The sequence below is a fragment of the Neisseria sp. P0006.S004 genome (genome assembly GCF_051963015.1).
GTDB lineage: Bacteria > Pseudomonadota > Gammaproteobacteria > Burkholderiales > Neisseriaceae > Neisseria.
On the sequence record NZ_JBQCUS010000001.1, the window covers coordinates 448,151 to 463,870 of the forward strand.

Below are 15,720 nucleotides of genomic sequence, written 5' to 3' on the forward strand. Positions count from 1 at the left end.
TATCAACATGAAACTAAGAAGGAATAAATGATGACTGGCAAATTAGATCAAATCAGCGGTGAAGTAAAAGAGAAAGCCGGCGAAGTTCTTGACGATTCCAAACTCAAAGCTGAAGGCGTAGTTCAACAAGGCGTCGGTAAGACAAAAGAAGTTGCTGCGGATGCTAAAGAAAAAGCAGAAAACTTTGCAGGTGAAGCTAAAGAAAAAGCAGCTCATTTAGCCGGTGAAGCCAAAGAGAAAGTAGCACACTTGGCTGAAGAAGCCAAAGAAAAAGCCGAAGGCTTGATTAATGATATTAAAAGCAAATTTTAATATTTAAAGAATAAAAGGCCGTCTGAAAGATTTTTCAGACGGCCTTTGTTTATGGTTTTAAAGCTTAGGCAAACTGTTTGCCAAATTCGATAAATTCGTCTTTTTTGGCTTTGGCTTTGCCGGAGTCGATGGCTTCTTGAGCAGCTTTGACGCCATCTGCCAGCGAAGCAACCACATTTCCTGCATAGAGCGCGGCGGCGGCATTGAGGACGACGATATCACGTGTGGCACCGGCTTTGCCGTCCAATACTTCGTTCATTTTTTGCAGGGATTCTTGCGCGTTTTCGACTTTGATTTCGTCCAAATTGCGGCGGGTTTCCATGCCGAAATCGGCTGGGCTGATGTCGTATTCGGTGATTTTGCCGTCTTTCAGTTCGGCAACGCGGGTTTTGCCGGTCAGCGTGATTTCATCCAAACCGCCTTCGCCGCACACAACCAAAACATGTTTGGAACCAAGCTGTTGCAAGACGCGGGAAAGAATGCCGCACAAGTCGATGTGGAACACGCCCAAGAGTTGGTTTGCCGCGCCGGCCGGATTGGTCAGCGGGCCCAAGATATTGAAGATGCTACGGAAGCCGAGCGAACGACGGACAGGGGCGACATAGCGCATGGCGCTGTGATGGTTGGGCGCGAACATAAAGCCGATGCCGGTTTGCTGAATGCTTTGGGCAACCTGTTCGGGGGTGAGGTTGAGGTTGGCGCCCATTTGTTCCATGACATCGGCAGCGCCGCTGGATGAGGAAACGGAGCGGCCGCCGTGTTTGGCGACTTGTGCGCCTGCTGCAGCCGCGACAAACATAGAAGTCGTGGAAATATTGAAAGTTTTGGCACCATCGCCGCCCGTGCCGACAATATCGACCAAGTCGTCAGCGTTTTCCAGCGGCACTTTGGTGGCAAATTCACGCATCACGCTGGCTGCGGCGGTAATCTCGGAAACGGTTTCAACTTTAATCCGCAGGCCGGTCAGAATAGCGGCGATTTGCTCGGGCGGAACTTGGCCGCTCATGATTTGGCGCATGAGGTCGGTCATTTCATCGTAGAAAAGTTCGTTGTTGCTGATGAGGCGTTCAATCGCTTGTTGAGGGGTAATCATGATTTTTCCTTTGTTCGTGTCCGATGTGATTCAGGCCGTCTGAAAATGCGGTTTGAACACTGTCAAACACCTTTCAGACGGCCTTTCATTAAGATTTTTGCGGATGATAGTCTTTGAATTCTTCCAAGAAGTTTTTCAGCATATCGTGGCCGTGTTCGGTCAGCAGGGCTTCGGGGTGGAACTGTACGCCTTCGACGGCATATTCTTTGTGGCGTACGCCCATGATTTCGCCGTCTTCCGTCCATGCGGTAATTTCGAGGCAGTCGGGCAGGGTGGCGCGGTCGATGGCGAGACTGTGGTAGCGCGTGCAGTTGACCGGATTGGGCAGGCCTTTAAACATGCCTGTGCCGTGATGGAAAACGGGGGAGACTTTGCCGTGCATCATCGTTTGCGCACGCACGACATTGCCGCCGAACGCTTCGCCCATGGTTTGATGGCCGAGGCACACGCCCATGACGGGCAGTCTGCCGGCAAAGTGCTGCATGGCCGCAACAGAAATGCCTGCTTCTTTCGGGGAGCAAGGGCCGGGGCCGATGACCAGATATTGCGGTTTCAGGGCTTCGATTTCTTCGATGGTGATTTCATCGTTGCAGCGAACCAAAACTTCCTGCCCCAATTCGGCAAAGTATTGGACGATGTTGTAGGTGAAGCTGTCGTAATTGTCGATAAATAAAAGCATTTGCAAACCTTTAATGACATTTTGGCAGACAGGGTAAGGTCTGCCAAAAGTGTAAAAATCGTTTATGTTTGCATAATATCACAATCTTTACCTAAAGGCCGTCTGAAACGGCGGATAAGACAAAACAGCTAAAAAATGCTATGCTTTACGCTTTGAACCTAATCTGTTTGAAGTGATGAAAAAGTATCTTATCCCGACTGCCGCCGTCGTTGTCGCCGCTGCGCTCGGCACGCCTTATTATCTTGGTGTCAAAGCGGAAGAAAGCCTGACCGAGCAACAAAAGCTGTTGCAGGAATCCGGTTTCCTGACCGTTGAGTCCCACCAATACGATCGCGGCTGGTTCAGTTCAACCGAGACGACCGTCATCCGCCTCAAGCCGACCCTGCTTCAAAATACGCAAAAATACCTGCCGGACAATTTGAAAACTGTCCTGCAAGAGCCGATTACGGTCATCAACCACGTGACACACGGCCCGTTTGCCGGAGGTTTCGGCACGCGCGCCCATGTGGAAACCGAGTTCCAATATCATCCGGAAACCAAAAAAGTTTTAGACCGCTTCTTCGGCCAGCAAACGCCGTTGACCATGACCAATACGGTTTACCTTTCCGGCGACGGCAAACTCAGCCTCAATATTCCCGCCTTCGATTATGAAGAGCTTTCCGGTATCAAGCTCAACTGGAAAGGCTTTGGCGGCAATACCGATTACAGCCAAGGCTTCAAAAGCTATCGCCACGATTATCTTGCGCCGTCTTTACAAGTCAAATTGGCCGACAAAGGCGATGTGTCTTTGGAAAACCTGCGCTTCCAATCCGAAACGGAAGACGGCCTGACCAAACTTGCTTTGGGCAAGAGCAGCATTACGCTGGATAAATTCCTGCTGCAATGGAAAGAAAACATCGATTACAACGTTAAGTTGAATGAATTGGTCAACCTTGTGACCAACCTGCAAATCGGTGCGTTTATCAATCCGACCGGCACGATTGCTCCGTCTAAAATCGAAGTCAACAAACTGCGTTTCGATACCCAGACCGGCGAAGTCGATAAATTCATCAACAGCGAAGGCCGCTTCCAATTTGAAAGCCTGACCTATGGCGAAGATAAATACGGCCCTCTGGACATCAATGTCGCTGCCGAGCATTTGGACGCCGCATCACTTTTGGCATTGAAAAACAAAATTGCCGAAGTGTCTGTGAAGAAAATGAGCGAAGAAGAAATTCAGGCTTCCTTGATTCAGACGGCCAAAAACGAGGCTTCAGGCCTGTTTACCAACAATCCGGTTTTAAACGTCAAAACTTTCAAATTTACCATGCCTCATGGCGATGTCGATGTCAGCGGAAAACTCGCGTTTAAAGGTTTGGCAGCCAAAGACCTCAACAATTTGGGCGATATGCTGAAGAAAACCGAAGCCGACTTCAACATGAGCGTACCGCAAAAATTGTTGGAACAACTCGCCGTCAACCAAGCAAGCAACCTGTTTAGCGTCAATGCCGAAGATGAAGCCGCAGGCCGTGCCAGCATCGACGATATCAACGAGACCTTGCGCCTGATGGTAGACAGCACCATCAAAAGTATGGCAAGAGAAAAATATTTGACCTTAGAAGACGATAATGTCAAAACCCATCTGACTCTGCAAAACAGCGAGTTGAAATTAAACGGAAAAGTCCTTCAAAGCGACCCGGAACCTGAGTTCGACGAATCAGACTTTCCCAATAACTAATCCTCAATCACACAAACAGCGGTTTTAGCTTCACTGAAGTTAAAACCGCAGATCAACCCACAATCAAAAAGGAAACCCATGTTCCGTACCATGCTCGGCGGCAAAATCCACCGTGCCACCGTTACCGAAGCCGACCTCAACTACGTCGGTAGCATTACTGTTGACCAAGACCTGCTGGATGCGGCAGGTATTTGCGTGAACGAAAAAGTCGCCATCGTCAACAATAACAACGGCGAACGTCTTGAAACCTACACCATCCCCGGCGAACGCGGCAGCGGCGTTGTTTGCCTCAATGGCGCGGCCGCGCGTTTGGTTCAAAAAGGCGACATCGTGATTATCATGTCTTACGTTATGTTGTCCGAACCCGAAATTGCAGCGCATGAGCCGAAAGTCGTCCTCGTCGATGAGAACAATAAAATCCGCGACGTGATTTCTTATGAGCCGCCGCACACCGTGTTGTAATATTCAAACAAAGGCCGTCTGAAACGTTTCAGACGGCCTGTTTCCCAAATTCAACTTATCTGAAAGGCTTTGCCGTGAATATCCAAATCAACAACATCACCGTCAGCAACGATGCGCCCTTTACCCTTTTCGGCGGCATCAATGTCCTTGAAGACCTCGACTCTACGCTGAAAGCCTGTGAGCAATACGTTAAAGTAACCGATAAACTCGGCATCCCTTACGTTTTCAAAGCCTCTTTCGACAAGGCAAACCGCTCTTCCATCCACTCTTTCCGCGGTGTAGGTTTGGACGAAGGCATGAAGATTTTTCAAGCGGTGAAACGCGAGTTTAACGTTCCCGTGATTACCGACGTTCACGAGCCTTACCAATGCCAACCGGTTGCCGAAGTCTGCGATGTCATCCAGCTGCCTGCCTTCTTGGCACGTCAAACCGATTTGGTGGTGGCAATGGCGAAAACCGGCAATGTCATCAACATCAAAAAGCCGCAATTCCTCAGCCCGTCTCAAATGAAAAATATTGTGGAGAAATTCCAAGAAGCAGGCAACGAGCAAATCATTTTGTGCGAACGCGGCGCAAACTTCGGCTACGACAACTTGGTGGTGGATATGCTCGGCTTTGGCGTGATGAAAAAAACGTGTAACAACCTGCCCGTTATTTTTGACGTAACCCATTCCCTGCAAACGCGCGAATCTGGCGCTGCTGCGTCAGGCGGTCGTCGCACCCAAGTATTAGACTTGGCGCTTGCCGGTATGGCAACCCGATTGGCTGGTTTGTTCCTTGAATCTCATGCCAATCCCGACCAAGCCAAATGCGATGGTCCAAGCGCATTGCCGCTTGCCCAATTGGAAGATTTCCTGACCCGTGTTAAAGCAATCGATGAAACCGTAAAATCGTTTGCACCTATGGATATTCGCTAAGGGCAAATAAGTTAAAAGGCCGTCTGAAAGCATTTTCAGACGGCCTTTTTATTAGCGTTACTGTCCGCGTAAAAACAACGCATCCAATTCTTTTAAAGTCAGTTTGACCCAAGTCGGACGACCGTGGTTGCATTGGTTGCTGCGCGGCGTGTTTTCCATATCGCGCAGGAGCGCATTCATTTCGGGCAAAGTCAGCTGTCGGCCGGCGCGGACTGAGCCGTGGCAGGACATGGTGGCAAGGATGTGGTTTTCGTGTTCCTCGATGGTTTGGCTGCTGCCGACTTGGGCAAGTTCGCCCAATACATCTTTGGCCAGCGAAACGACGTCCGCTTTGCCGAGCATAGCGGGGACGGCGCGGACGGCAAGGGTATTGCTGCCCATGTCGGACAATTCCAGCCCGAAGTCTGTCAGCGTTTCGGCATGATCTGCAAGGGCGGCGCATTCTTCGTGGGACGCGGCAAAGGTTACGGGAATAAGCAGACGCTGGCTTTGCAGGTTGCCGTTTTCCTGACGTTGGCGTTTCATTTTCTCGTAGTTGATGCGTTCGGCGGCAGCGTGCATATCGATGAGCAACAGGCTGTCTTCGGCTTGGGCAAGGATGTAGATGCCAAGTAATTGGGCAATGGCAAAGCCGAGCGGCGGCAGTTCGGATTGGGATGGAAGGCCGTCTGAAAACGGCGTATCTGTTTTTTGGGTAGGCATTTCAGACGGCATGTTGCTGAAACGTGCCTGCTCGAATTGACTCAACTCAAGGTCGATGTCGTCGGTTTTTTTGTAAAGCTCGGCGTAAGTATTCATGGCCGCGCGGCTTTCGCGCAGAGACAGGCTGCGTTGTTGTGGCGCACGCGAGGCTTGGTAAGGCATGGGCGCGGTTTTGCCTGATGAATCAAAGGCATTGTGTGTATTGGATTTATTGCCTGCCGGGTAGTTGGATGCGCTATCAAATAGATTTTCGCTGTTGTTTTCAGACGGCATTGGTGCAGGCGTAACGCCGGTAATGTCATGCAACACTTCGCCTGCGTTGCTGACGCTTTCGGTCAAGTCGGCGCGCGTGTTGGCAAGGGCTTTGTTGAGCGTGTGGAACACAAGTTGGTGCACCTGTTGGCTGTCTCGGAAGCGGATTTCGGTTTTGGTCGGGTGGACGTTGACATCCACGGCTTCGGGCGGCAGGTCGAGGAAGAGGACGAAGGCGGGTGTCAGTGCGTTGTGCAATACGTCGCGGTATGCCTGCTTGACGGCATGGAGCATGACTTTGTCGCGGACAAAACGATGGTTGACGAAGCAGTATTGTTTGTCGGTTTTGCCTTTGGCGAAAGTCGGTTTGGCAATCGCGCCATAGAGCCGCAGCGCACCATTGCCGCTGTCAATTTCCAATGAGGCCGTCTGAAAATCATCGCCGACAATGGTGGCAATCCGTTCATGCAGGCTTTGTGCAGGAAGTTTGAACACTTGTTTGCCGTCGCGTTTGAGCGAGAAGGCAATGTGCGGATGCGCCAGCGCGAGGCGTTCGAGCATGGTGGCGCAATGGGCGTATTCGGTGTTTTCGGATTTGAGGAACTTGCGCCGCGCGGGGGTATTGAAGAAGAGTTCGGCAGCTTCGATGGTGGTGCCGACGGGGTGGGCGGCAGCGGTGGGGCTGCTGAGTTTGCCGTCTTCGGCTTTGACTTGGGTCGCATGCGTGCTGTCTTCTTGACGGCTGGTCAGGGTCAGGCGGCTGACAGAGGCAATACTGGCCAAGCCTTCGCCGCGAAAGCCCATGCTGGCAACGTGTTCCAAATCGTTTAAGGTTTTGATTTTGCTGGTGGCATGGCGGTGTAGCGCAAGCTCGATGTCATCTGGGTGGATGCCGCTACCGTTGTCGCTGACGCGAATTAGGCGGATACCGCCGCCGGCCAGCTCGACATCAATCGCCGTTGCGCCTGCATCGATGCTGTTTTCAACGATTTCTTTCAAGGCGTTGGCAGGGCGTTCGACCACTTCGCCGGCGGCGATTTGGTTGACAAGATGGTCGGGCAGGGCGGCAATTCGGGGCATCGGTTTCTTTCAAAAAAGTAACGGCGGAAGAGAAAATTACAGGTATTTGCGCATCAATTCGCATTCGACGCGGACAGTTTTGTTCAGCTGCAACACGGCAGTACCGAGCGATTCGTAACGGTTGAGGCGATAGAAGGGCACGGAATTGAGCGAGGCATACAGTTTGAGAAAGCTGAGGCCTGCATTTCGTGCCATTTCTTCGGCGCGGCTGAGCAGGGCTGTGCCCAAGCCGAGATTGTGGAAGAGCGGATGGACGTATAAAGCGTCCAGTTGCGCTTCTTTGAAATCGACTTGGAAGAAGCCTTGAATCAGCCCTTTGTATTCGACCACCCACAAGGCTTTGTTTTTATCGGAGATGGTTTCCAAATAGCTGTTGATGTCGAGCAGACTTTCCCATGTGTGCATAATGGTTTCATCGTAACTGCGGATGCAGGCGTATTGAACGGCATGCAGATGGGCGTTGTGTATGGCTTGGCAGTCTTTTTCGGTTGCCGGACGGAGGATGGTCAGAAGGCTCATGGCGGATGGTCGGAAAAATTGATTTCAGACGGCCTTTAGCGATCAAAGGCCGTCTGAAAAAGTGGGTAAGGTTACAGGCTTTGATGCAAGGTTTGTGCGGTTTGGAACGCGTTGTCCGCATCATTGGCCAAAACGGTGAAGTGGCCCATTTTTCGACCTTTGCGCGCGGCTTTTTTACCGTAAAGATGCAGATGTGCATTCGGGTTGCTTTGCAGCGGCAACCATTTGGGTTCGCCGCCATCTTCCTTCCAAACGTCGCCCAAAATATTCGCCATACAGCAAGAGCTCAGTAATTTGGTATCAGCCGGAGGCAGGTTGCACATCAGGCGGACCTGTTGCTGGAATTGGTCTGCCGCGCAGGCGTCGATGGTATGGTGGCCGGAATTGTGCGGACGCGGCGCGATTTCGTTGACGACCAATTCATGCGTGTCGCCGACAACAAACATTTCTACTGCCAATACGCCGACGTAGTTCAATTCATCGGCCAAACGCTGCGCCATTTGTCGCGCCTGTTGCTGCACGTCGGCACTCAGTCGCGCAGGGACGATGGAGTAGGCGAGGATGCCGTTTTCGTGAATATTTTCGGCAGGGTCGAAAGTTTGCACGTTGTCATTGTTCAGACGGCATACGATAACGGAAATTTCGCCGCGCAAATCCACCATTTTTTCCAAAACGCAATCCACGCCGCCGTGTTCGGCAAACGCGGCTTTGAGTTCATCCAATGTTTTTACACGGATTTGGCCTTTGCCGTCGTAGCCTAAAGTGGCAGTTTTTAAGATGCCGGGCAGAAATTGTACGCTTTCTTCAGTGATGTCTTCGGCTTTGCAAACTGCTTGATATGGCGCGGTTTGCAGGCCTGCTTTGCGTATCCATGCCTTTTCCTGAATGCGGTTTTGCGCGATGGCAACACAGTCGCCGCTGGGGGAAACATTGGTGTATTTGGCGAGAAAACGCATCGCGCCGGCATTGACGTTTTCAAACTCGGTCGTAACCGCCGCGCATTTTGCCAATTCTTCCAAAGCTGCTTCATCATCAAATGGCGCGCATAAATGGCAGTCGGCAAATTCCGCCGCCGGCGCATTCGGGTCGGGATCGAGTACGGTTACTTTGTAGCCCATGGTTTTGGCAGCAACAGTAAACATTCTGCCTAATTGTCCGCCGCCAAGAATGCCGAGCATAGCAGGAGGGAGGATGGGGGATGTGTTCATGGATAATCGCTTTATGAAGAAATTGGGTAGGGTGTTTGCAGGCCGTCTGAAAATGGTTTTACGGCTTCAGACGGCCTGATGTTTTAAAGTTTGCCGATAAATTGCGGCGGAACGTTTTCAGTTAACCATACGCCGTTGTCCGCCAAATAAAATTGGTGTCCTGCTGCAAGCATGGTGACAGTGTCGATGGTCAATACAACCGGCTTGCCGTGGCGGGAGCCGACGTTGACGGCTGTTGCAGCATCGGCAGACAGATGGACAAAATGGCGCGAGGCAGAATGCAGGCCTTGCTTCAAAATAGACGGAACAGAGCGTTCAGCCGTACCGTGATACAAAATCTGAGGAGGCGTCGCCACTTTGTGTTCGACTTGAACTTGTGCCGTCGAATGACCTTGCGCAGCGCGGATACGTTTGCCGTCTTCTGATACGGTAAACCGTTTTTTATCGTTGTTTTCGACCACTTCCAACAATACTTCATAGGTCAGCAGATTGCCCGTAAAGCCGCGCTCGGGATGATTTACCTGTGTCAGCAGGGTATCAATATCCACCCAGCCGTCTTTATCCAAAGTAATGCCGATTTGCTCGGGATGATGGCGTAAGATAAAGCTTAGGAATTTGCTGATGGATTTTAGTTGTTTTTCGTTGAGTATCATAATCTTGTTGTTTAGTCATTTCAGAGCGCAGGCCGTCTGAAAATTATTTATCCAACCCTTCTTGCACCATTTGTGCTGCGCGTATTACTGCGCGGGCTTTATTTTGGGTTTCCTGACATTCGGAGGTTGGGTCGGAGTCGGCAACTACGCCTGCGCCGCTTTGGACGAAGAGGGTATTGTTTTTAATCACGGCGGTGCGGATAGCAATGGCCAAATCCATGTCGTTGTTGAAACTCCATACGCCGACTGCGCCACCGTAGATGCCGCGTTTACTTGGTTCGACTTCTTCGATGATCTCCATGGCGCGGACTTTGGGGGCGCCGGAAAGTGTGCCTGCGGGGAAGGTGGCGGCGAGGATGTCCATGTTGGTCATACCGTCTTTCAGACGGCCTTCGACGTTGGAGACGATGTGCATCACATGGGAATATTTTTCAATCACCATTTTGTCGGTGACTTTGACTTCGCCGGTTTTACTGATGCGGCCGACGTCGTTGCGTCCTAAGTCAATCAACATGACGTGTTCGGCAATCTCTTTGGCATCGCTCAGCAGGTCTTGTTCGTTGGCAAGGTCTTCGGCTGGTGTTTTGCCGCGCAGGCGAGTACCGGCAATAGGGCGGACGATGACGTCGTCGCGTTCGCGGCGGACGAGGATTTCGGGCGAAGAGCCGACAATATGGAAATCGCCGAAATCGTAGTAGAACATATACGGCGATGGGTTCAGCGTACGCAGGGCGCGGTAGAGGGCAAGCGGATTGTCGGTAAATTCCATGCTCATGCGTTGGCTGGGGACAACCTGCATGCAGTCGCCTGCAAAGATGTAGTCTTTGATTTTGTTGACGCAGGCTTTGAAAGGTTCTTCTCCAAATTCGCTGACTGCTTGGGCTTGCTTGCTGCCGAGGGAAAGCGGGATGGCACAACTTTGGCGTAACTGGGTACGGATGTCTTCAAGTCGTTCGCGCGCGCGTTCATAGCTGTTGGCTTGAGACGGATCGGCATAAACAATCAGGTAGATTTTGCCGCTTAGGTTATCCACTACTGCAAGCTCTTGCGAGAGCATCAGGAGGATGTCGGGCGTACCGAGCGGATCGGCTTTAGCCGTATGTTTCAGGCGGTGGGAAAAATGTTCGAAATTGTAGATGGTTTCATAACCAAAGTAGCCGACTAGGCCGCCGGTAAAGCGCGGAAGGCTTGGAATTTCGGGCGTTTTGAAGCGGTTGTGGAAGGCTTCGATAAAGGGCAGGGGATTGCCGTCGTGTTGTTCGACGATTTCGCCGTTTTGATACACATCGACATGTTTGCCGCTGGTTTTGAGATAGTGGCTGCAAGGCAGGCCGATAAAGGAATAGCGGCCGAAGCGTTCGCCACCGACAACGGATTCGAGCAGGTAGGTGAAAGGCTTGTTGGCAAGTTTGAGGTAGATTGAGAGCGGTGTGTCCAAGTCGGCAAGCAGCTCTTGAACGAGTGGAATGCGGTTGTAACCTTGTGCGGCTTGGGCTTGGTATTCTTGTTTGCTGATCATCTTGATAAGTCTTTCAGACGGCCTGTTTTAGGGTGTTAAATCGTGTGAAGAGTATAGCATTTTATTGGAATTGTTGACAGTCTGAGCGTTATGTCAGATATGGAAAACGCCGTCTGAAAAAGACGGCGCGAGGTATCAGGCAAGGGTATTGGAGATTTTGTTTTTTCGGCTCCGTTTCCACTTGAAGATATAAGCAGCCACAACGGGAATCAGGGCGATAATGGATTTGAATGTCCAGCCTGAATACCATGTGCCTTCGGGAACATCGCTTGCAAGCCAAGTGAAGTACGGCCACCAGCAGGCAACCAGGCTGCCGAGGAACAGCGGCCAAATATGACGGCTTAAGTTGCGTTGCCATAAAAAGAAACAGATGGCCGCCCAAACGAAAGTTAGTACGGTAATCAGGAGAATGGTGTAGGCATCTGAAATCAGGATGGCAGCAAAGTAGTAGCTGAGTCCAACCCATAATAGGGCAAGTATCAAGACGATGATTTCTTCCGGGCGTTTAAACATATTTTCTCTCTTTTGTAAGACTGGCAATGCGTTAATACTATACCCTAAACAAGAAGCGATGATAAGAGTCTTTCAGACGGTCTTGTAATCGGGTTTGCTATAATGTGTGCAATCAATTTTTTGGAAAGGACAAACCATGACGGCAAACTTTCAAGAAACGCTGAAGGCTTTGGGCAAACAGGCGAAAAAGGAAGCTGCGGAGCGGGAAGTGGAAGCGAAGGCTAAAAAGCAGGCAGAAGATGTGGATTTCAGCAAGGCGGTTGGCAAGGTTACGCCTTTGAAAAATGCCGGCAACTATTATGAACAGCCTCGCGATAAATCGCCTATCAAACCGCGACCTAAAGAAATGGCAACTTTGGAGCAGGAAGATTATTTTTATGTGGGCAGCGGCAGCTGGGAAGAACCGCCGGCTTCGTTCAGTAAAAATGGGCAGGGTAAAAATGATTTGATGCGTTTGCGAAACGGCCATTATCCCGTGGTGGCGGATGTAGATTTGCACGGCTATACGCAGGAGGAAGCGCAGCAGGTATTGAACGAATTTATTGAGTTTACGAAAAAACGCGGCGTTTGCGGCGAGATTGTCCACGGCAGCGGCTTGGGTTCTGCAGGCTATAAACCGGTTTTGAAAAATATGACGCGCCGCTGGTTGATGCAGCATCCTGACGTGTTGGCTTATGTCGAACCTCGACAAGGCAATGATGGCGCAGTCAGGATTTTGTTGAAGCGTCAACGCCGAGACGATGATTGGAAGCAGTAAAATATAAAAAGCAGTGTCAGTAAGATGACACTGCTTTTTTATGTTTGTCAGACTAAGAAGATTTCTTTTTGGAAACCGATTCGCAACCTTTTCCATTGGTCATTGCAGTTTTGAAATTATTGGCTGAATCAATATCAGTGCATTTGTAAGCATTGCCCAAACTATCCATCCAAACGGAAAGGGTATAGCCTGTTTTTGTGGGAATAGCTTTCAAACGATAGGCACGACTTTTGTCGGCATTAATCATGTCGGCAGAGTATTTGTATTTGTCTGCCAAATCTTTATGGCCTTTATATGAGGAAATAAAGTCATCCAACTGAGTTTTAACCTCATCAGTTTTCCACTTTGGATTTTTAACCATCTGGTTTTTAAAAGCGGAATTGATGGCGACTAACTCGGCATGCGCTTGTGATTGGTGGCCGCGTTCAATGTAGCGGTTGTAAGAGGGAATGGCAATGATGCCCAGAATGGCTAAGATGGCGACGGCAATCATCATCTCAACCAGCGTAAAGCCTAGTTGTTTGGTAGAGGTGGTATTCATTATATTATTCGCTGGCAACGTAAGACTGAAGAACGACTTGGGTATTGGCATTCTTACCCCATGCTTTGGCGGTAACGCGGTAGGTGATTCGGCCTTCAGTAGTTTTACTTAAATATTCGATGATGTAGCGGGGATTGTTTGCGATGCCGCTTTTTTTATCTAAAGGATATTCCGTACCATTGGCGTCAATACACAGGTTTTTGTCGCATTTGCGCTTCCAAGCATCTACGGTTGGGCTACCTTCTTCAGTAAAATCGCCATTGGATTTTACGTTTGGTGTGGAACATAAACCTTTTTCACATTTTGCGGTAAAAGTAGTCTTTTTACCTTCAATATCAAAAATTTGATTTTCACCTTCACGCAGTGCCGCTTCGGCTAGGGTGGTTGCCAGTTTGCGGTCGGCATCATTGGTGCTGATACGCTGTTCAGTATTGTAGGACTGGGTAGCTGTGACCACGAGCAGGGCGATGACGACCATCATCATTAAGACGATAAACAAAGCATAGCCCTGCTGCCGGTCAGGTTTGATTAGAGTGATCGGTCGGCGCATACGTTTCCTCCGCGGATAGTGGCATTAATATTATAGATATCGACTTTATTGTCTTGTTCTTTTGATGGGTCAATACTGCCGTTATTCAGTACGATTTGGATAGAAGCCGGAGACTTAGCCTCAGCTGAGATATCCAATGCGTTTTTGTAATCAAATGATTCTGTATTTACTCCGCTGGCAGATGCATTTTCAGAATCAGGACATTCTGCATAGATATAGTGGATATCCATGGTTGTAATGCCTTTAATCAACAGCTGCGGATTACTCCATGAGCCATCATTTGATAATTGGAAACGGAACAAACCGCTCTCTTCACCAAGTTTACCGACAGCGTAGGCAATCATTTCATGTTTCATGATGGCGATACTGCCGTCTTGATCAGAGTCGTTAATTTTTAAAGCCAATTTTGCCGCAGCTAAATCTTTAATTTCTGTTTGAGGCTTTGCAATGCCTGAGCAGCTACTGACAATAGCAGTTTTTGCAGCAGGGTTTGCTTTGTCGATTCCATATTGAAACAGCAGGGCTTTGCCGGTTTGAGCAAAACCTGCATAGCCTAATTTATTGATTTCTTTAACTGGCAACAGCTTATTCACACCAGCTGTTTTCAATGTGTATTCATCTGAGCTTTTGTCTTCTATTACTGCAGAGGCAGGAAAATTCGACATATTGAAGCAGCCGAAATTGCCTGCCATACGCGCATCACGGACGATCATATTGGCGGTGTTGCGCAAATCTTGTTGGATACCGATACGGGTGTTGGCAGATTTGTTCAATCCGCGTGCAGTAAAGTAGGTGGAGCTGACAGCCATTAAGACGATCATACTGAGCAGGCTGGCAACCAGAAATTCAAGGATGCTGAAGCCTTGAATGGCAGTTTTATTGGGAATATGGTTGAGTAAGCGTTTATTGTTCATTGTTAGTCTCTTACGCGTGATTGGTAGGTATAGACAACGTGATGCCCCGATGTATTGAGATTTTTTGCGCTATTTTCTTCTTCGACATCTTGTAACCATAAAACTTTCACGATGGTCGTGTCGCCTTTGCCATCGCATTTTGCGTTAAACCCATTTTCGTAAGTTGGCTCTGCACCGGAAGAATCTTTGCAGATGGTTGAGAACACTTGGGCTTCGGGAAGGGCTTTGGCTAAGTCGACCTTAAACTGTGCAATTTGAGCCTGTGCAAGTTGGGCTTTGCTCATTTTGGCTTCAAATTTTCCAGTTTGTTTAGAGTCGGATTTTAGATAGGCATCATAGGATTTTTTATAACGGGAGGTTTTTTCCCCTGTAGTATCGGTTTCTTCAGAGAGCGTTGGGTTAATGAGCATGCCTTCAATCAGATTTTGAGTAATTTGGGCGACGGTGGTTTGATTTTCAGACTCACGCACGTTGGATACGGTACGCAATTGAACAGCCAGAAGGGCGAGCACACCGATGGTAAGGACAAACATGGCAATCAAAACTTCAATCAGGGTCATACCTGATTGAAGTTTTGGGGTAAAGCTTGTTGAGCTCGTTTTCAGACGGCCTTTAAATAATCTGAGATGAGTAGGATTAGTAATGTTCATAAGATACAGTTGTTATTCTTTGGAAGAGTATTCGCACATTTTGCGCTCATCGTTTTTAGCACAGATTTCGACATGCCCATTACCATTGATTAAAAGTACGGTAGCACGGGCTTTCTTGGTTTCAGCATCGGCGGCGGATTTATCCGTCAGGCTGATTTTGATGTGGCCGTCTGAAAATTGATAATTCTTACCATCGGTTGAATGGCCAAATGTACCATTAGGAAGAAATCTCCACCAGACTTCTTTTGAAGCTGAGGCCGAGAGGGCAGGACGTTCAGTACCGATAGGGATATAGTTGAAGCTGTATTCCACTTTGTCGGTATTTCCATTAAGGATAATGGAGCGGATAGATAAATCGACTGTGTCGTTTTGATAGCGTAAGTCTTCGTTTTTATCGGCGTAGGCCAACATACCATTACCGGCATATTTGGAATCGCAACCATTATTGGGCGAGCCATCGGATTTAATTTTGACCGGACAGATGTAAACGGGAAGATTGAGACGGACGGCTTCATTCCGCGCGAAGCGCAGCAGATTTGCAATTTGCTCTGCTTGCGATGCCGCACGTCTGGAGGCAATCCATTGATTCATATTGGGAAGTGCGATGACGGCCATTACTGCTGCAATAGTAATGACGATCAGCAACTCAATTAGGGTGAAGCCTTTTTGTGTCTGATACATG

At 49.3% G+C, this 15,720-nt stretch carries 18 protein-coding genes; 5 read left to right on the forward strand and 13 right to left on the reverse strand.

The window, feature by feature from the left end:
* Positions 1 to 30: 30 nt before the first annotated feature.
* Complete coding sequence (locus ACTHR2_RS02145) at positions 31 to 312, forward strand: CsbD family protein (RefSeq protein ID WP_070504816.1); 282 nt, start codon at positions 31 to 33, stop codon at positions 310 to 312.
* A 64-nt stretch (positions 313 to 376) separates the two neighbouring features.
* On the opposite strand, the gene trpD is transcribed toward ACTHR2_RS02145, so the two are convergent.
* Both trpD and ACTHR2_RS02155 read right to left on the reverse strand, forming a co-directional pair.
* On the reverse strand, positions 377 to 1,405 hold the full coding sequence (gene trpD / locus ACTHR2_RS02150) for an anthranilate phosphoribosyltransferase (RefSeq protein WP_440375294.1): 1,029 nt from the start codon (positions 1,403 to 1,405) through the stop codon (positions 377 to 379).
* Positions 1,406 to 1,493: 88 nt separating this feature from the next.
* On the reverse strand, positions 1,494 to 2,084 hold the full coding sequence (locus ACTHR2_RS02155) for an aminodeoxychorismate/anthranilate synthase component II (protein ID WP_440375295.1): 591 nt from the start codon (positions 2,082 to 2,084) through the stop codon (positions 1,494 to 1,496).
* A 175-nt stretch (positions 2,085 to 2,259) separates the two neighbouring features.
* Between ACTHR2_RS02155 and ACTHR2_RS02160 the strand changes: the two genes are divergently transcribed.
* The 3 genes from ACTHR2_RS02160 (at position 2,260) to kdsA (ending at position 5,180) form a co-directional block, all read left to right on the forward strand.
* Positions 2,260 to 3,801, forward strand: a complete 1,542-nt coding sequence (locus tag ACTHR2_RS02160; protein WP_440375296.1) for a YdgA family protein — start codon at positions 2,260 to 2,262, stop codon at positions 3,799 to 3,801.
* 78 nt (positions 3,802 to 3,879) lie between these two features.
* Complete coding sequence (panD, locus tag ACTHR2_RS02165; protein ID WP_003678944.1) at positions 3,880 to 4,263, forward strand: aspartate 1-decarboxylase; 384 nt, start codon at positions 3,880 to 3,882, stop codon at positions 4,261 to 4,263.
* A gap of 74 nt (positions 4,264 to 4,337) precedes the next feature.
* Positions 4,338 to 5,180: a 3-deoxy-8-phosphooctulonate synthase gene (gene kdsA / locus ACTHR2_RS02170; RefSeq protein WP_219088647.1), complete on the forward strand. Its 843-nt coding sequence runs from the start codon at positions 4,338 to 4,340 to the stop codon at positions 5,178 to 5,180.
* A 57-nt stretch (positions 5,181 to 5,237) separates the two neighbouring features.
* Here the strand turns inward: kdsA and mutL are convergent, their stop codons facing one another.
* From mutL to ACTHR2_RS02200, 6 genes are all read right to left on the reverse strand, one after another.
* Positions 5,238 to 7,214, reverse strand: a complete 1,977-nt coding sequence (gene mutL / locus ACTHR2_RS02175) for a DNA mismatch repair endonuclease MutL (protein ID WP_440375297.1) — start codon at positions 7,212 to 7,214, stop codon at positions 5,238 to 5,240.
* Between the two features lie 36 nt (positions 7,215 to 7,250).
* Positions 7,251 to 7,733 carry a GNAT family N-acetyltransferase gene (locus ACTHR2_RS02180; protein WP_003678948.1) on the reverse strand — a complete coding sequence of 161 codons (483 nt, stop codon included), beginning with the start codon at positions 7,731 to 7,733 and terminating at the stop codon, positions 7,251 to 7,253.
* Positions 7,734 to 7,804: 71 nt separating this feature from the next.
* Positions 7,805 to 8,941, reverse strand: coding sequence for a 5-(carboxyamino)imidazole ribonucleotide synthase (locus ACTHR2_RS02185; RefSeq protein ID WP_440375298.1), 1,137 nt, complete (start codon positions 8,939 to 8,941; stop codon positions 7,805 to 7,807).
* Positions 8,942 to 9,024: 83 nt separating this feature from the next.
* Positions 9,025 to 9,594, reverse strand: coding sequence for an RNA 2'-phosphotransferase (locus ACTHR2_RS02190; RefSeq protein ID WP_440375299.1), 570 nt, complete (start codon positions 9,592 to 9,594; stop codon positions 9,025 to 9,027).
* 43 nt (positions 9,595 to 9,637) lie between these two features.
* Complete coding sequence (trpE, locus tag ACTHR2_RS02195) at positions 9,638 to 11,113, reverse strand: anthranilate synthase component I (protein WP_440375300.1); 1,476 nt, start codon at positions 11,111 to 11,113, stop codon at positions 9,638 to 9,640.
* A gap of 135 nt (positions 11,114 to 11,248) precedes the next feature.
* Entirely contained in the window at positions 11,249 to 11,626 is a 378-nt protein-coding gene (locus ACTHR2_RS02200; RefSeq protein ID WP_107769431.1) for a hypothetical protein, read from the reverse strand.
* A 136-nt stretch (positions 11,627 to 11,762) separates the two neighbouring features.
* Here ACTHR2_RS02200 and ACTHR2_RS02205 point away from each other — a divergent pair, with 136 nt between their 5' ends.
* The gene (locus ACTHR2_RS02205; protein ID WP_263335774.1) at positions 11,763 to 12,383 is read left to right on the forward strand and encodes a Smr/MutS family protein; all 621 of its coding nucleotides are present in this window, start codon (positions 11,763 to 11,765) and stop codon (positions 12,381 to 12,383) included.
* A 52-nt stretch (positions 12,384 to 12,435) separates the two neighbouring features.
* Here ACTHR2_RS02205 and ACTHR2_RS02210 read toward each other — a convergent pair whose 3' ends face one another.
* Genes ACTHR2_RS02210 through ACTHR2_RS02230 form a run of 5 tightly spaced genes read right to left on the reverse strand, consistent with a single transcriptional unit; the run spans position 12,436 to position 15,719 of the window.
* A complete protein-coding gene (locus tag ACTHR2_RS02210; protein ID WP_263335778.1) occupies positions 12,436 to 12,924 on the reverse strand; it encodes a PilX family type IV pilin in 489 nt (162 codons plus the stop codon).
* A gap of 4 nt (positions 12,925 to 12,928) precedes the next feature.
* Positions 12,929 to 13,474, reverse strand: coding sequence for a pilus assembly PilX family protein (locus ACTHR2_RS02215; RefSeq protein WP_263335781.1), 546 nt, complete (start codon positions 13,472 to 13,474; stop codon positions 12,929 to 12,931).
* Positions 13,453 to 14,388 carry a PilW family protein gene (locus ACTHR2_RS02220; protein ID WP_263335784.1) on the reverse strand — a complete coding sequence of 312 codons (936 nt, stop codon included), beginning with the start codon at positions 14,386 to 14,388 and terminating at the stop codon, positions 13,453 to 13,455. The genes ACTHR2_RS02215 and ACTHR2_RS02220 overlap by 22 nt, the downstream gene beginning before the upstream one ends.
* Before the next feature lie 2 nt (positions 14,389 to 14,390).
* On the reverse strand, positions 14,391 to 15,038 hold the full coding sequence (gene pilV, locus ACTHR2_RS02225) for a type IV pilus modification protein PilV (RefSeq protein ID WP_263335788.1): 648 nt from the start codon (positions 15,036 to 15,038) through the stop codon (positions 14,391 to 14,393).
* Positions 15,039 to 15,050: 12 nt separating this feature from the next.
* Positions 15,051 to 15,719: a pilus assembly FimT family protein gene (locus tag ACTHR2_RS02230; protein ID WP_263335791.1), complete on the reverse strand. Its 669-nt coding sequence runs from the start codon at positions 15,717 to 15,719 to the stop codon at positions 15,051 to 15,053.
* Between the last annotated feature and the right edge of the window lies 1 nt (position 15,720).

What these genes read in the sequence shown, in the direction of transcription:
- ACTHR2_RS02215 (WP_263335781.1), bottom strand. Translation starts at nt 13,474, where the DNA reads ATGCGCCGACCGATCACTCTAATCAAACCTGACCGGCAGCAGGGCTAT.
- ACTHR2_RS02190 (WP_440375299.1), bottom strand. Translation starts at nt 9,594, where the DNA reads ATGATACTCAACGAAAAACAACTAAAATCCATCAGCAAATTCCTAAGC.
- ACTHR2_RS02230 (WP_263335791.1), bottom strand. Translation starts at nt 15,719, where the DNA reads ATGTATCAGACACAAAAAGGCTTCACCCTAATTGAGTTGCTGATCGTC.
- trpD (WP_440375294.1), bottom strand. Translation starts at nt 1,405, where the DNA reads ATGATTACCCCTCAACAAGCGATTGAACGCCTCATCAGCAACAACGAA.
- panD (WP_003678944.1), top strand. Translation starts at nt 3,880, where the DNA reads ATGTTCCGTACCATGCTCGGCGGCAAAATCCACCGTGCCACCGTTACC.
- ACTHR2_RS02220 (WP_263335784.1), bottom strand. Translation starts at nt 14,388, where the DNA reads ATGAACAATAAACGCTTACTCAACCATATTCCCAATAAAACTGCCATT.
- ACTHR2_RS02155 (WP_440375295.1), bottom strand. Translation starts at nt 2,084, where the DNA reads ATGCTTTTATTTATCGACAATTACGACAGCTTCACCTACAACATCGTC.
- mutL (WP_440375297.1), bottom strand. Translation starts at nt 7,214, where the DNA reads ATGCCCCGAATTGCCGCCCTGCCCGACCATCTTGTCAACCAAATCGCC.
- ACTHR2_RS02205 (WP_263335774.1), top strand. Translation starts at nt 11,763, where the DNA reads ATGACGGCAAACTTTCAAGAAACGCTGAAGGCTTTGGGCAAACAGGCG.
- trpE (WP_440375300.1), bottom strand. Translation starts at nt 11,113, where the DNA reads ATGATCAGCAAACAAGAATACCAAGCCCAAGCCGCACAAGGTTACAAC.
- ACTHR2_RS02210 (WP_263335778.1), bottom strand. Translation starts at nt 12,924, where the DNA reads ATGAATACCACCTCTACCAAACAACTAGGCTTTACGCTGGTTGAGATG.
- ACTHR2_RS02180 (WP_003678948.1), bottom strand. Translation starts at nt 7,733, where the DNA reads ATGAGCCTTCTGACCATCCTCCGTCCGGCAACCGAAAAAGACTGCCAA.
- ACTHR2_RS02145 (WP_070504816.1), top strand. Translation starts at nt 31, where the DNA reads ATGACTGGCAAATTAGATCAAATCAGCGGTGAAGTAAAAGAGAAAGCC.
- pilV (WP_263335788.1), bottom strand. Translation starts at nt 15,038, where the DNA reads ATGAACATTACTAATCCTACTCATCTCAGATTATTTAAAGGCCGTCTG.
- ACTHR2_RS02185 (WP_440375298.1), bottom strand. Translation starts at nt 8,941, where the DNA reads ATGAACACATCCCCCATCCTCCCTCCTGCTATGCTCGGCATTCTTGGC.
- ACTHR2_RS02200 (WP_107769431.1), bottom strand. Translation starts at nt 11,626, where the DNA reads ATGTTTAAACGCCCGGAAGAAATCATCGTCTTGATACTTGCCCTATTA.
- ACTHR2_RS02160 (WP_440375296.1), top strand. Translation starts at nt 2,260, where the DNA reads ATGAAAAAGTATCTTATCCCGACTGCCGCCGTCGTTGTCGCCGCTGCG.